Here is a 15,511-nt window from a genome sequence, read left to right on the forward strand (position 1 = left end):
TATAGGAATTTAAAAAAGAAAGATCAATTGAGATAACTAAAAAAGGCCTTTTTTACAGATAGTTTGATGGAGAATCATATACGAGAAGTCTATAATTGTATTTTAGAATTCGAAAAACATGTTGAGTTAACTGATCGAATATTTAAAAATCATTATAAGATTTTAGTTTCGCCATTTAAGGCTTTAAGGGAAAAATTAGTACCTAGGATGGGAACATTGAAGTATGAAGGAGGGGAAATTAGTTTTCGATTTCATGGGTATGGTTGCCAATTCAATTTCTCGGGTTTGATCATTGATTATGATTATGGACAACCTCCTGATTTTAACTACGAAGGTTTTGATTCATGGAAGTTATTTCAGTTTATACTATCACAGAAAAAGTATGAGAATTTGAAAGATGAACCTCTATTTAATTCTATAATACTCGAAATGGATTCAAGAAAGATTATTGAAAAAGTCAATCCCCAATATCATACTTTTAAACTGGTAGAGTAGTGACCATTAAAACAAAATATTGATCATATGCTCTCTTAGTAAATAAAGGTGGAAATATAGCCGCTTTTACATGACTTTTTATTTCTCAATAATCCTCCATCTGCTCCCAGAGCTTATCAAACTCCCCTTTAAAATCTTTTACTATTCCCTTATCTGAAGTAAACACAATGTTTTCGTGATTGTATAAAGCCGCACTCCTTGTCCAGTTGTAACTGCCTGTAAGAGCTATTTTGTTATCTATAATAGCAAACTTGTGATGCATATGATAAGGAGACTTGTCAACCTTTATCTCAATGCCAGATCTGTGCAGCTTATCGATATCCGACCCGTCATCATAACATTTGTCATTATCAGTAATTATTCTGATATCTATACCAAATTGGTGCCTTGCAATAATAACGTCCGTGATAAGGTCATCGCTGATGGTAAAGACACAAATTTTGATTGAAGAAACGGATTGATGGAGTTGTTCAATGATGGCCTGGCGACAATCTTCACCGGGACTGAAAAATACTTTGTTCATAAGAATACAGCCTTAAGAGGCTGAAATTAAGAAGGCCACAGGTAGTGGCCTTTATGTGATCGGATTAATTTTCTAATTTTTTGGTAGAGTCAATTGCAATTTTTGCTTTCAGGTGTGCAAGAGAATCGGCAATTAATGGATGTGTAAGACTGCCTTCCAGCGCCTTATTGATTTGATCATCCACAGATTTATTATTATCTGCTATTTCTCCATAAGACTGTGCCAGCGCCTCTTCCTGATTTATTTTATCTTTCATTTTCTCCAGCATTCTTAGAGTATTATTGGCATCAAGTCCTGCAAGTTTCTGGTTAAAATCTTTAGTACTCTTTGCAACTTTTACACGGGCTTTCAGAGTGTCAAGTTCACCTTCCCAACCATCTATTTTACTTTTTAGCAGTTTATTGTTGCTCTCAATTTTTGAGGCCATATCGTTGTATTGCTTTACAGTATTGCTTAATGTCTCTATCTGAGAAAGAGCGGAATGTCTTTTCATTAAAGCTTCACTTGCAAGTCTGTCCCCTTCAACAGGATCAAGACCGCCTGATTGAGCTTTCTGTAAGAGCAGCATTGCTTTATGCTCATATTCCAATGCTACTTTATTTTTTTCTTTCTGGTCGTTTTCCGCTTTTATGGCAAGGGCTTTAACCTCAGCAAGGCTTTTCAGTCCTTTGTTCAGATCTTCACGAAGATCCCGTAATCCCTGCTCAATCATATTAATAGGATTTTCAAGTTTATCAAGAGCAGCGTGTGCTTCAGCTTCACCAATTTTAAAAAGACGTTTGAACCAGTTTAACATTTTACAAATTTTAAGATATCCGATTTAATTGTATTGATTAACGGTTAATGCTGTCCGTTAAATTTTTTTTCAAAATAATTATACGCCTCATTCAATTTCCTGGTTATTTCCTCAGCTATTTTGCGTTTCTCTTCAGAATGAACGTGTTTATCAGGATGATATTTCCTGATCAGCTCTTTATACGATACTTTAATTTCACTAAAACCTGCACCATATTTCACCTCAAGATTGGCGCAGTATTCTGCTTCTTTCTTTAAACCCGGGTCCATTGGCTTTGTCGGAGGATGATCTGTGTTTTCAAACGAATCTTTTCCAATTTCTAAATCCTCTTTCGAAAGTTTTGTTTTCGGAAGGCTTGATTTCAGGATCTTGAAGAATCTTTTTATCAACATAAAAAACTGTATTCCAATTTATAAAAAAATACTTACAATGAAAAATGTTAGTTGAATTATCCTATGAAGAATACTTGGGCAAATATTAAAGGATAAGATGCAAATAGGAGTATTTGTGATACCTCCTGTGATCCAGCAGATCTGTTGCTAACTTTATTAAAGGTAACTGAAGTTCTGTTTAATTTGAAATGGATAGAATGCTCAACTTGCACCTCCTTTTAAAAAGCCAAAGTCAGGTTTTTAAAACAAATTAAAGATGGTTCAGATGTCAGACTTATAATCAATGCTGATCAATATCTCTCAGGTGACTGTATAACTGCAAAGTTTAAAATCCGGGAATGTGAATCCGGGATTTTTTCAATTTGGTATTTTTAAATGCCCAGGACTATGATTTTCATACTAGGAAAGGATTTTTTTTCAAAGTCATTTTTAAATCAAATTTTTTACTGAATCTTCCAAGTTGTCGTAGTATGGAATATAGGTGTAGAATTTAACTTCCTCTCGCTTCTTTTTTTTTAAATGTTTAAACTATCCAATTTATTATCAGTTAAATACATTGGTGGGTTTAAAAAGATCAAATTTTTCTGGTAAAAATTATATTTTAATGGTTACATTTACTTTTGAAAAAGTATAAAGTTTTCATCCTCTAATTAAAAAGTTTCGAAATGAGATACTCTAAAATCGAAAAGATCATCTATGTTTTCGTTGCTATTATGCTTACTTCCAATGTAGGGCAGACCCAGATTAATACTCCATCTGGTGCAACTAAACCATTCGGTTCCAACGCATCCTATGCATATGGAATGATGCCTTCGAACCTTCCCACCACCGGAAGTTATGGCAAAGCATCTGAAATAGCCTCTATATATAATCAATGGAAAACGGATTATGTGGAAAATTGTGGCAGCGATAGGGCACGAGTTAAATTTGATAATACAAGCCAAACAGTTTCAGAAGGGATTGGATATGGTATGTTATTAGCAGCATATGCAGCGGATAAGGACTTGTTTAACAGGCTTTGGGCATATTATAAATCGCATAGAAATGCTAATGGGGTTATGCACTGGAGAATTGATGGATGTAATAGTGTGAGTGGGCAAAATGGAGCTACGGATGCAGAGTTGGATGCTGCCATGGCATTGATCGTTGCCAATTATCAATGGCCTAATACAACTTCTCCTCACCCATATAAATCTGATGCGGTAGCTTTAATAAATGCCATAAAAAACCATGAAATCAATAAATCTGATGGAACTTTCGAGAATGGAGATATGTGGAAGCCTGCTTGCCGGAATCCATCTTATCAGGCTCCTGGATATGCCAGAGTATTTAAGGTGTTTATGGCAGAAAATGGAAATGCAGATAATGCATTTTGGGACAATGTAGTGGCGAAAACAGAAGGTTTATTGATAAACAATGCACATTCTTCCTCTGGCTTGGCTACTAACTGGTGTACACCACAAGGACCTCCTAGTGACGCATGCAGCGGGTCTGGAACTAGACCTGATAAATTCGGGTTTGATGCCTGCAGAGCGCCCTGGAGACAGGCCACGAACTATATTTGGTTTGGTTCTTCAGGAATGCAGACGATCATTAATAAACAGGCTGATTTATGGATAGGAAAAGGGGGAGCCGGTTCTGTTCAAGGTGGAGATAATATGAATCACGATGGCAGTGGATCAGGTTATCATAATTCAGCCTTCGTAGGCATGGTTGGAGCTATGTCTTTGGCAGCTTCTAATACATCTGCTCATCAGAGTTTCTGCAACGCAATGTACAGTGAGAATAAAAACAGTAATCTGGCTCCGAATTACTTTTCAAAGATCCTTCAAATGATTGGATTGTTTGTACAAACGGGTAATTTCTGGAATCCATATCAGGCAGGTGGAACAAACAATGAATCTCCAACGGTATCTTTAACTTCTCCGCCAGGAAATATTACTGTTTGCCTGGGAGCAGGTATTTCACTGGCAGCAAATGCGACGGATTCGGATGGTACAATCAGCAAAGTAGAGTTTTATAATGGTACTACATTAATCACGTCCATCACTTCTTCTCCGTATTCATACAACTGGACTAATGCTCCGGCTGGCACACTTACTGTAACAGCAAAAGCTTATGACAACAATAATGCAGTCACTACTTCTGCTTCAAGAACTATTACTGTCAACAATTCGCCAGCAGCGCCAGGGGTAACCGCCAATGTTAATTATTGTCTGGGAGCTTCCGCTTCAGCTTTAACAGCTACAGGAACCTCATTAAAATGGTATACGCAGGCTACAGGGGGAACTTCCAGTACAACTGCTCCCACACCTTCTACAACTTCCGCAGGCACTCAAACTTATTATGTGTCTCAGACTACCAATGGATGTGAAAGTTCAAGAGCGAGTATAACTGTGACCGTATCTCAAGCAACAGCACCGACAGTTACTTCACCTATAAATTATTGTCAGGGAGCAACAGCTTCTGCTTTAACAGCCACAGGAAACTCTTTAAAATGGTATACGCAAGCAACCGGAGGAACTTCCAGTACAACTGCGCCTACACCTTCTACAACTTCAACAGGCACTCAAACTTATTATGTGTCTCAGACTATCGGCGGATGTGAAAGCCCAAGAGCAAGTATAACTGTTAATGTTTCTCAGTTACCCGTAGCTCCTGTTGCGACTTCTTCCATTAGTTATTGCCAGGGGGCAACCGCTTCTGCTTTAACTGCGTCAGGAGCTTCCTTGAAATGGTATACGGTTGCTACAGGTGGTACTTCTAGCACAACAGCGCCGGTACCTACAACAACTGTTGCAGGAACTCAGACTTTTTATGTCTCTCAATCATCAGGAGGATGTGAAGGCCCAAGAGCAAGTATCACTGTAACTGTTATTCAAAGTTCAGCCCCGGTTGTAACTTCTTCAATAAGCTATTGTCTGGGAGCAACTGCATCAGCTTTAACAGCAACAGGTACCTCATTGAAATGGTACACCGTGCCATCTGGCGGAACTTCTTCTGGGACAGCACCAATACCATCAACAGCGTCTGCAGGTACTCAAACTTATTATGTCTCTCAGACTTCCGGTAATTGTGAAAGTCCAAGAGCAGCCATAACTGTTACAGTCATCCAGACAGCCGTTCCGGTTGTAACTTCTCAGGTAAATTATTGTCAGGGAACTCCGGCATCTCCGTTAACTGCTTCAGGAACTTCTTTAAAGTGGTATACTGCAGCTACAGGTGGTACATCAAGCACAACAGCGCCTACACCTTCTACTACAAATACCGGAACTCAGAATTATTGGGTTTCTCAAACGGGTAATGGATGTGAAAGTCCTCGCGCTCAGATAACCGTGTCTGTCGGAGCAGCAACTGCTGCACCTACTGTAGTCTCTCCGATTTCTTATTGCCAGGGAGTTACCTCAACAGCTTTAAATGCTTCAGGTACAAATCTTAAATGGTATACTTCAGCTACAGGCGGAACAGGATCAGCTGTTGCACCTACTCCTTCAACTCAGGTAGCAGGTACTACATCTTATTATGTTTCTCAGACAGGAAGTGGCTGTGAAAGTGCCAGGACAGAAATTAAAGTTACTATAAAAGCTGCTCCTTCTGCACCGTCGGTTCAGACTCCTATTGTTTACGGATTGTCAGAATTATCAATACCATTAACAGCTTCAGGCACCAATCTGAAATGGTATACAACTCAGACAGGAGGAACAGGTTTGGCAGTGGCACCTACTCCTTCAACAACTGCTGTTGGAACTACTACCTATTATGTAAGTCAGACCAATGCCGAAGGCTGTGAAAGTTCAAGAGCTGCAATTGTTGTTAATGTGTTGGATCTTCTTCCGGTATACAGAGCAGCTGCAGCCCCGGTTATTGATGGTGAGGAAGATGATATATGGAGTAGTGCGGTGGAAAAAAATATCTCCAAAGTAATATTGCCTACAGTATCCAGTACTGCAGATTTGTCAGGAACATTCAAGGTTCTATGGAATGATCAGTATTTCTATCTTTTAGCAGATATTACAGATGATGTAAAAATCAGTGACAGTGATCCTGTTTATGAAGATGATGGTGTAGAATTATTTTTCGATATAGGAAATAATAAAACATCAACTTATCAGAATAACGATGTTCAGTACACTTTCAGATGGAATAGCACCACTGTATCTTCCAATCCGGCAGGAAGATCTGTTGCAGGAATTAATTATTCCATGAAAGCAACTACTACTGGATATGTTTTTGAGGTAAGAATTCCATGGTCATCCCTTCAGGCTTCTCCGCTTGCTGGTCAATTGCACGGGTTTGATATTCATATTAACGATGATGACAATGGAGGTGGTCGTGATGGAAAAATGTCGTGGACATCAGTTAATGATGATGCCTGGCAAAATCCTTCTCTCTTTGGAACAATGCTTCTTAAAGAGCTTCCGGTTGTAGCTGGGATACCAAATGGAAATATCTCCGGACTAAAATATTATCCTAATCCTTTCAGTAACTTTGTAGAAATTGAAGGATTGAGCGGAGAAGTAAGTTACTCATTGGTTAATATAAATGGTCAAACCGTTCAATCGGGAAAAACAACTGGAAAAATCAATACAGATTGTATACCGGGGGTTTATAGTTTAATTCTCAATTTGGATTCCGGAAATCAGTATATTAAACTGGTTAAAGTAGATTAATTTATAAAGGTATAATTATAATTAAAAAGGTGCATTGTAATTCGATGCACCTTTTTTTGTTTTATAAAGGCTTTATTTAATTCATATTTAAAGAGTAAATTGTGTATGTTTCAGGTTAATGATTAAATTTCAGACTATGAATTTTTCAATATACTTTTGTTAAAATAATTATCTCTATGTATATCCTTTTTCCCGGTCGTCATCAGCTGCTCACAGATTTTCAGTTTAAGTATTTATATAGAATTATTCAGGCTGGACTTGAAAATGAAGTTGACGTTTATGGCAATCCACTTGGTATTTCAGAGAGAATAAAAGCAATCATTTTTGCTGTGACTTCTGCCAATCATTCCAATACAAGACGAAACCCATTGCCATTCTATCTCAGGGCAATAGCATTGGAAACCTTTTCGGATAATCTGAACATTCCTTCTTACATCTACGGAATTGAAGATGTAGGTAATAGGGATGATTTTGCAACTTATACAATCAAGCGAATAAAGCATGAGAGTGACGGCCATATTGATATGAAGCCTGAAAATACTGTTGTGGTGTGTTCCACACCTGTGATGAATATGTATCAGAAGCTGGGATTTAGAATTTTGCCTGCTGAACTGGAAGATGTAAAGACCTGGAGATTGTTGACTGATCAACCTTGGGATCTGGTAGAACATGTTGCTAAAGGAATTGAGGACTGGAGAACAGATAAACATCTTCTTAGTAAAATTCATCCTGCATCTTATAACGTTTGGTTGCGTTATAATGTCGGGGGTAAGGTCCGGATTTTGTTTAGTGATAAGATCGTAGGTGAAGACGGAGATATCACAGCAACACGGGACTATAACTCTTATGTAAGGCAGATGGATGAAATAGCAGAGATGAAATATAATGATACTGCCATTCATGTGAAGCCGGGCAGAATAGGGGATATCGGGTGTGCAGTAGGATCATGGATTAAGTTAGCATGTCAGGATGCGCGTCTGAGAGAATCTGATTTTTATGGAATTGAAGTATCGCGCCATTTATTCGAAATTTGTCAGCAAAGAAAAAATAATGGAGAGTTTCAGAATCCTTTTGTGTTTTTTGCCCAGAAGAATGCGGTGACAGGATTGGTATTTGATCAAAGATCCATGAATACCATCTTCACATCTTCGCTTACTCATGAGATAGAGTCGTATGGCTCCAGAGAAGACTTGATTAAGTTCATTAAAAATCGTTATGATGAATTGATGATCGGTGGCGTATGGATCAATAGAGACGTTGTAGGACCTGAGAATAAAGAGGAGGTTGTTTATATGGATCTGAATAAGAATGATGGAAGGAACGATGATTTTGAACTGGAGATTACAGAAAGAACAGAGTTGTCAAAGTATCTTGAAGGTCTTTCTACTTATGGAAGGTTTAGAAGATTCTCAAGAGACTTTAGAAGAAAGGAGGGGTATCATCTGGAATATCATGAGAAAAGCATCAATGGTCAATCTTTAATAGAGCTTACACTCAGAGATGCAACAGAGTTTATAACTAAGAAGGATTATACAGACAACTGGATGAGTGAGATGCACGAAACCTTTGCCTTCTGGTCTTTCAGCGAGTGGAAAGCAGAAATGGAAAAAACAGGATTTGAAGTAAGCACACAGTCTGTAGTCTTTTCCAATCCATGGATTGTCGAGAACAGGTTTAAAGGTAAAGTTGAGTTGTATAGAATAGAAAATGGTAATCTTTCTTTAATGGATTACCCAGTGACAAATATGTTTCTGATAGCAGAAAGGAAAATATAAATTTTATTCAAAAGGAAATAAGACTGCTATTCTTATTTCCTTTCATTTTCTTTCATATTTTTTCTAATACTATCAGCCTGCTCCAAAAACCTGTTGATATGGTAAAATTCCTCTGCTATGTGAGAAAGGTTTTTCTCCTGATCTTTCCTGTTGAAGAAAATTAAATGTTGAATAAATACCTCCCATAAAGTTTTTTGAAATTGAGCCGGTGAAATGTGTGCAAAAAGATTTTCTGTAGCCCTTAAAAGTTTTATGTGTTCTTCTTTCAACAGATAGACCGAAGGCTTTTCGGAAGAAAGCGGTAGCTCGTTGTTGTTCATGATACAATTTTTATTGATTAACAGTGTGCTTTGTCTCTGAAATTCAAGTGCAATTATAAAATTTTAATTTTTAGTTTGCTACTAAATAATAGGAATTATTTCATGGTAACTTTTTAAGAGCTTTTCTTATTGTTTTGTTTATATGGCAACAGCAAAAAAGAAGGTGACAGCTAAGAAGGTAACTTCTTCCTCGAAAAAGAAAGTGACTCCAGAAGTATCCAAATTGGCGACCAGAATTAGGTCTCTAAGAATAAAACAGGGATATACTAACTATGAAAATTTTGCATTTGATAAAGACTTACCAAGGGCTCAATTTGGTAGATACGAAAAAGGAGAGGATATACGTTTTACCAGTCTGATGAAAGTCATAAAGGCATTTGGAATGACTCCTAAAGAATTTTTCAGTGAAGGATTTGATTAAAATTGCTCTAATTCTATAATTATGAAATCATTTAACTTTTTTTTGCTACCCGCATTTTTTTTTATAACCTCATTTATCTCTCTGAATGACTTCCTTTCTGAGCAAAAGAAATTTGAACGTGTAAGAACTGCATATAAGGAAAAAGGAACTTTTATTGAGGAGCAATTAAAGAAATCAAACATCCGTATTGGTGAATTGCAGATCTTGATTACTGTTTATAAAGAAGAGCAGGAGTTGGAGATTTATGTAAAAAACAGAAGTGATAAAAGTTATAAAAAACTTTTAACTTATAAGATCTGCGAAAGCTCTGGTGTATTGGGGCCTAAAAGAAGAAAAGGAGATTATCAGGTTCCTGAAGGTTTTTATTACATTGACAGATTTAATCCCGCAAGTAGTTTTTATTTATCCCTTGGTATAAATTATCCTAATAAATCAGATAGAATTAAAAGCAGTGCGAAAGATCTTGGAGGGGATATATTTATTCATGGAGAGTGTGTAACCATTGGCTGTATGCCGATGACCAACGATAAGATAAAGGAAATTTATCTGTATGCAATACAGGCCAGACAGAACGGTCAGAATCAAATCCCTGTAAATATTTATCCTTTTAGAATGACTGATGAAAATTTCAAAAAGTATGAGTCGAAATATAAAGATGATAAGGCTTTGATTGGGTTCTGGACTAATCTCAAAACTGGCTATGATAAATTCTTCAAGGATAAATTGACTATGAAAGTAACTGTTTTAGAGAATGGAGATTATCGTTTTAACTAGTTTCAGAAGCATTCTTGAAATCAAATTTAAAATCGGGAACACCTTGTTCAATTGCTTTTGAAATTTTCAACTAATTAGCCGAGTATAGCGCTTGTAACAGAGTTCTAATAATTATAATTTCAAGAGGTAAGTAACTTTTAGCCTTCTTTTGATTCCGGCTTTTATTAACTTCAAAAAAGTTCTCAACTATCTTAATATTTTGAATTATAATAGTGCTTTATAAATTCACATTTGAAAATTAGAAATTGTTGGATCCTCCTGAAGTATAGAGATTGAAAACATTATTAAAGTTAATTTGATATCAAAAGGGGAAATAAAGAAAAAAAATCCTGTTTTGTCAACAGGATTTTACTAACTAATTAAGCATAGGTAAGAGCTTCAGCACCCAGCTGTTTAAGAAACCCGTGCATGCCTCCATTTGTAAGTCTTTCAACAGTGACCATTATTATTTTATCACCTTTAAATGTTACTGTAAAATTTTCTTTTGGATTCATTGCTTTTTTATTTGTTGGTGGAATAGCAGGTTTACCAGCATAGATACTAGGCATTTCATGTGTGAAGGTACCACTTGCCTGTATTACACCGTTTACAAGGTTTCCTCTTTCCGATAAATCTCTGATGTTAAATTTAAAATCAGGAACACCGATGCATAATTTCTCCTGAAAGTCCATCCATTCTTCTTTTCCCATTGGCTGCTGAGGTGCACCTAATAACTGGAAACCTGGTAATAAATAACTTTTGGCTTCCTCGAAATTACCCTGTTCCATTAAGCCATAAAATTTTTTTACAATCTCAATCTTCTCCATAAAGAAATCTTTATTAGAAGAACCGTAATGAATTAAGATTTGTTGAAGCTTCAATTGTTGTAAGGAAATAAGTCCTATTCAGGAAACAGAAACGTACTTAATGTGTTATTAAGTCTTGTAAGAAAGTTGAATGCTAAGCCTGATATAGCTCCAACCAAAGAGTTTCAGAATCTCGTGGATAATTCCTTTGTATTCATTGATATCAATCAGGAAGACATTCAGGCTGTAACCTTTTATGGATGGCTCAAAGTTAAATGCAGAAGATGAAGTATTATGAGGATTTGCTTGAACTTGTTAAAAGCTGAAAGTTGAAAGCAAAAAGCTTAAAGTTTAAGGAATAAAGTGATTGTTAGGTTTAATAATAAAGCTACAAAGTTGCCAATCGTTTTCTATAGCAGATGGAATAATTTTTAAGCAGCAAAACTAAAGTCCATCTCCTTTAGGACATGGCCCTCAACTTAACGGAAGGTCATATAGAACTTTTGGTTTTGTCATCCCGAGGAACGAGGGATCTAGGTTTCTTTATGCCTCAGGTCCTTCTCAGGGTCAGGATGACAAAGAAGTTCATCTTATTATTAACAATACTTGTCAGAATGAGTCTGTAATGCTAAGATGACTATGTCCTTAGGTTACTCTATTTCAAAAACCTCTTTAATTCTGCTGCCGCATGCAATACAAGAGATTTCGTTTCAGGTATCTCAGCGAGACCATTTAGCATGCCAAAATCATGAATTACACCATTATATCGAATGGTAGTAACTTTTACTCCGGCTTCGTCAAGCTTGCGGCCATATGCTTCTCCCTCATCTCTGAGTATATCGTTCTCTGCAACCTGAATCAATGTGGGAGGTAATCCCTTTAATTGATCTTTAGTTGCTTGCAATGGAGATGCATAAATCTCCTTACGTTGCTTTGGATCTTTAGTATAGAGATCATACATCCACATCATCAGCGATTTTGTAAGGAAACGTTGTTCTCCAAATTGTTTATAAGAATCTGTTTCAAAATTTGAATCAACTATGGGCCACATCAGTATCTGTAGTTTAATATGTGGTCCGCCTTTTTCTTTTGCCATCAATGTTGTTACAGTACTCATATTACCGCCGACACTATTTCCCACGATGGCCATATTGGTACCATCAACATTGATCTCATCTCCATGTTCCGCTACCCATTTGGTTGCCGCATATATTTCATTTATTGCCTGTGGATATTGTGCTTCAGGTGTACGCGTATAATTCACAAATACAGCAGCAAACCCAGACAGTACTACCAGATCTCTTACCAGACGCTGATGAGTCGGAAAGTCTCCAAGTATCCAGCCACCTCCATGAATGAACATGAAAACAGGAAGTTTTCCTTTTACTCCTTCAGGACGTACTATATTCAAATTAATGGTATATCCATCTGCATTAATGGTTTTCTCTGAAACTTCTATGCCTGAAAGATCAACTTTAACAGATTTCTGTGCCTCAACCAATACATTTTTCGCATCTTCATATGAAAGACTTTCCACAGGAGGTCCTCCTGAATTCAATACCTTTAAGAAATTTTTTACTTCTTTTGTAAGACGCGGATCACTTGCATAATCCACTTTTTCTTTTTCCAAAATTGTCGTATCCATTCCCTCTTAATTATATTTCAACTTCACCAACTTATTTTTAAATTTACCATATAGGCCAAACCCTTTATTTATTATTTAAACTTTCTATTAATTTTAAATGTTCGTCATTTAATGTTATGCGTTATAATGATCAGAGCTTCATTTGTTTGTGATGACTTTAGAAATGGAATTGAAAAAGGACCTTATTTCTCTTTTACTTTACTTCTTAAAAACATTTAAATTCTGTTATTTTGGTATAGTTGATTTCTGTGATATATGGATTCTTTAACCCAGATAGTTTTAGGAGCGGCAGTAGGAGAAGCTGTTTGCGGAAAGAGAGCAGGGAACAAAGCACTGCTGTGGGGAGCTATAGCAGGAACAATTCCTGATCTTGATATACTTGCTAATCCTTTTCAGGATGTGGTTGAACAATTGACTTTCCACAGAGGTATTACGCATTCATTATTATTTGCAGTTGTTGTATCTCCACTCTTAGCATATCTGTTGAAGATCATTTACAAAAGAGATGCTACAACATATATGGACTGGTTCTGGCTGTTTTTCCTGGGTTTTACAACACATTCATTACTTGATTGCTTTACTACGTGGGGAACAAAAGTCTTTTATCCATTCAGCAATTATGCTGTTTCCTTTCATAATATTTTTGTAATAGATCCACTTTATACTGTTCCTTTTATCTTATGCCTGATACCAGTTTTCTTTTACAGAAAAGAAGATAGAAGAAGGCGTTGGTGGACCTTTGCGGGTATAGGCATTAGTTCGGTCTATATGATGATTACGTTGGTGGAAAAGTTTGCGGTTAATAATGTATTTGAAAGGAATTTTAAAGATCAGCATATAAAAGTTATAAGATATTCAACAAAGCCTACTCCATTTAACACTGTTCTATGGAACGCAACAGCTGAAGTAGATTCTGGTTATTACATAGGGTATTATTCTTTATTGGATAAAGGCAAAGATGTGAAGTTTAAGTACTTCCCTAAAAACCATCAATTGCTTTATGACTATTTACAGAATGAAAAGTTACAGACATTGCTGGGAATTACTGAAGGATATTATACTGTAGAAAGACAAAACGATGGCTACCTTATTAATGATCTTCGTTTTGGACAGCTGGACGGCTGGGGAGAAGGTAAAGAGGGATTTACATTTGCTTATAAAATAACTCCTGATCATAACAGTTTAAAGTTTTCTCGGACATCCAATAACCTTAAAAAAGCCAGATCTTTGATGCCGATGTTATGGAAACGTATTTTGGGAGAAAATCCAGTTGCAAATTAATTATTCTATAGACTATCGGATTAATCTGATAGTAGGGTTATTTTTGTGTTATTTTAATTTTTAATTTAATTATATAAAGAGGTGTTTGGGTTCATCATGCTCGTTATTAGCTAATAAGCTGAGCCTTAAAACTATTGTAGAATGGATATTTTTAAGAGAAATATGCTCAAATCCTTTTCGTTTTGTTAATATCATTACCTACATTAGTTACATAGATTGAGGCTTTGAGAAATCAGGCGTCAAGAGTTTTTTGTTGTTGGAATTTAAAGATGTACCACTATGAATATACAAATTCCTGAAAGCAACCTTAAAAGAGTCGTGATTATCGGTGCCGGTTTCGGCGGATTAGCCCTTGCACGAGAGCTTGCTTCCAAAAATTTCCAAATTGTTCTTATCGATAAAAATAACTATCACCAGTTCCAGCCTTTATTTTATCAGGTCGCCACATCAGGATTGGAGCCCAGTGCTATTTCATTTCCTTTGCGAAAAGTATTTCATTCTTATTCCAATGTTCATATTCGTATTACTGAAGTAAAGGAAATATATACACAAAGCTCTGAAGTAGTTACATCTCTTGGAACTTTAAAGTATGATTATCTCGTGCTAGCGATGGGAGCAGATACTAATTACTATGGTAATAAATCTGTGATGCAAAAGGCAATGCCAATGAAATCAGTTGGAGAAGCGCTTGCTATTCGCAATACTTTATTGCAGAATCTTGAAGATGCTTTATCTGTAGAAGATCAAAAGGAGAAACAAAGACTTTTAAATATTGTAGTTGTAGGTGGCGGGCCCACCGGTGTAGAGGTTTCCGGAACTCTTGCCGAAATGAAAAGGACAGTATTACCTAAGGATTTTCCCGATCTTGATTTTACAGGAATGAATATATTCCTGATTGAAGCCGGGAAGAAAGTGCTAGGGCCAATGTCTTCTATTGCTTCTGAAAAGGCTACAGAATATCTAAAAAAACTGGGTGTTATCGTTCACACAGGAATTGGAGTAAAAGACTTTGATGGTGAAACAATTTATCTCGGTGATGGATCTACTATTGAAAGCAAGAACCTCATCTGGGCCGCAGGAGTAAGGGCTAATAGCATTGTTGGTATACCTGAAACCTCAATGCATAAAAATGGTAGGATCATTGTGGACAGATATAACAGGGTACAGAGCTTTGAAAATATCTTCGCACTAGGTGATCAGGCATTTATGGAAGAGGATAAGTTTCCAAATGGACATCCTCAGGTGGTGCAGCCCGCAGTACAGCAGGCAAAGCTGCTTGCCAAAAATTTGGTCAATAGCCAAAAAGGAAAAGCATGGAAACCATTCAGCTATAATGATCTTGGTTCTATGGCTACTGTCGGAAGAAACCTAGCTGTAGTGGATTTACCTTACATCAAATTTCAAGGCTTCTTTGCCTGGTTGTTCTGGATGTTCGTCCACTTGATGTCTATAGTGGGAGTCAAAAACAGACTTTTGATTTTCATTAACTGGTTCTGGAATTACCTGACATATGATCAGTCACTTCGTCTGATCATGAAGCCGAAAGAGAAGGAAGTAGGGGAGAAAGCGTAAAAGTTGAAAGTCAAAAGTTGAAAGTCAAAAGTTTAAAGTATGAAGAGTGGAAGTGGTTGTTT

At 36.6% G+C, this 15,511-nt stretch carries 14 protein-coding genes; 8 read left to right on the top strand and 6 right to left on the bottom strand.

The genetic code is table 11. The features are described from left to right. Positions 1-66: 66 nt before the first annotated feature. Positions 67-495 (top strand): DUF6896 domain-containing protein, encoded by a 429-nt coding sequence (locus tag MYP_RS07600; RefSeq protein WP_045460766.1) that lies wholly within the window; start codon positions 67-69, stop codon positions 493-495. 85 nt (positions 496-580) lie between these two features. On the opposite strand, the gene MYP_RS07605 is transcribed toward MYP_RS07600, so the two are convergent. The 3 genes from MYP_RS07605 to MYP_RS07615 form a co-directional block, all read right to left on the bottom strand. Further along, on the bottom strand, positions 581-1,018 hold the full coding sequence (locus MYP_RS07605) for a phospholipase D-like domain-containing protein (RefSeq protein ID WP_052430014.1): 438 nt from the start codon (positions 1,016-1,018) through the stop codon (positions 581-583). Between the two features lie 64 nt (positions 1,019-1,082). Next, positions 1,083-1,814, bottom strand: coding sequence for a PspA/IM30 family protein (locus tag MYP_RS07610; RefSeq protein WP_045460769.1), 732 nt, complete (start codon positions 1,812-1,814; stop codon positions 1,083-1,085). Between the two features lie 44 nt (positions 1,815-1,858). After that, entirely contained in the window at positions 1,859-2,206 is a 348-nt protein-coding gene (locus tag MYP_RS07615; protein ID WP_045460772.1) for a J domain-containing protein, read from the bottom strand. A 665-nt stretch (positions 2,207-2,871) separates the two neighbouring features. On the opposite strand from MYP_RS07615, the gene MYP_RS24840 reads away from it, so the two are divergent. Both MYP_RS24840 and MYP_RS07630 read left to right on the top strand, forming a co-directional pair. Next, the gene (locus MYP_RS24840) at positions 2,872-6,876 is read left to right on the top strand and encodes a glycosyl hydrolase family 8 (protein ID WP_052430015.1); all 4,005 of its coding nucleotides are present in this window, start codon (positions 2,872-2,874) and stop codon (positions 6,874-6,876) included. Between the two features lie 176 nt (positions 6,877-7,052). Next, complete coding sequence (locus MYP_RS07630; protein ID WP_045460775.1) at positions 7,053-8,651, top strand: hypothetical protein; 1,599 nt, start codon at positions 7,053-7,055, stop codon at positions 8,649-8,651. Positions 8,652-8,683: 32 nt separating this feature from the next. On the opposite strand, the gene MYP_RS07635 is transcribed toward MYP_RS07630, so the two are convergent. Beyond that, the gene (locus tag MYP_RS07635) at positions 8,684-8,971 is read right to left on the bottom strand and encodes a hypothetical protein (RefSeq protein ID WP_045460778.1); all 288 of its coding nucleotides are present in this window, start codon (positions 8,969-8,971) and stop codon (positions 8,684-8,686) included. A gap of 142 nt (positions 8,972-9,113) precedes the next feature. Between MYP_RS07635 and MYP_RS07640 the strand changes: the two genes are divergently transcribed. Then, complete coding sequence (locus MYP_RS07640) at positions 9,114-9,392, top strand: helix-turn-helix domain-containing protein (protein WP_045460782.1); 279 nt, start codon at positions 9,114-9,116, stop codon at positions 9,390-9,392. 21 nt (positions 9,393-9,413) lie between these two features. Continuing rightward, entirely contained in the window at positions 9,414-10,166 is a 753-nt protein-coding gene (locus tag MYP_RS07645; protein ID WP_045460787.1) for a L,D-transpeptidase family protein, read from the top strand. Positions 10,167-10,525: 359 nt separating this feature from the next. On the opposite strand, the gene MYP_RS07650 is transcribed toward MYP_RS07645, so the two are convergent. After that, a complete protein-coding gene (locus tag MYP_RS07650; RefSeq protein ID WP_045460790.1) occupies positions 10,526-10,972 on the bottom strand; it encodes an ester cyclase in 447 nt (148 codons plus the stop codon). 102 nt (positions 10,973-11,074) lie between these two features. On the opposite strand from MYP_RS07650, the gene MYP_RS26045 reads away from it, so the two are divergent. Beyond that, on the top strand, positions 11,075-11,239 hold the full coding sequence (locus tag MYP_RS26045; protein ID WP_156140397.1) for a hypothetical protein: 165 nt from the start codon (positions 11,075-11,077) through the stop codon (positions 11,237-11,239). A gap of 367 nt (positions 11,240-11,606) precedes the next feature. Here MYP_RS26045 and MYP_RS07655 read toward each other — a convergent pair whose 3' ends face one another. Next, the gene (locus MYP_RS07655; RefSeq protein WP_045460793.1) at positions 11,607-12,596 is read right to left on the bottom strand and encodes an alpha/beta hydrolase; all 990 of its coding nucleotides are present in this window, start codon (positions 12,594-12,596) and stop codon (positions 11,607-11,609) included. Positions 12,597-12,851: 255 nt separating this feature from the next. Here MYP_RS07655 and MYP_RS07660 point away from each other — a divergent pair, with 255 nt between their 5' ends. Both MYP_RS07660 and MYP_RS07665 read left to right on the top strand, forming a co-directional pair. Next, positions 12,852-13,877: a metal-dependent hydrolase gene (locus MYP_RS07660; RefSeq protein ID WP_045460796.1), complete on the top strand. Its 1,026-nt coding sequence runs from the start codon at positions 12,852-12,854 to the stop codon at positions 13,875-13,877. 279 nt (positions 13,878-14,156) lie between these two features. Then, positions 14,157-15,449, top strand: a complete 1,293-nt coding sequence (locus tag MYP_RS07665) for an NAD(P)/FAD-dependent oxidoreductase (RefSeq protein WP_045460800.1) — start codon at positions 14,157-14,159, stop codon at positions 15,447-15,449. The last annotated feature ends 62 nt before the right edge of the window (positions 15,450-15,511 follow it).

Source organism: Sporocytophaga myxococcoides (assembly GCF_000775915.1).
Taxonomy (GTDB): domain Bacteria; phylum Bacteroidota; class Bacteroidia; order Cytophagales; family Cytophagaceae; genus Sporocytophaga; species Sporocytophaga myxococcoides_A.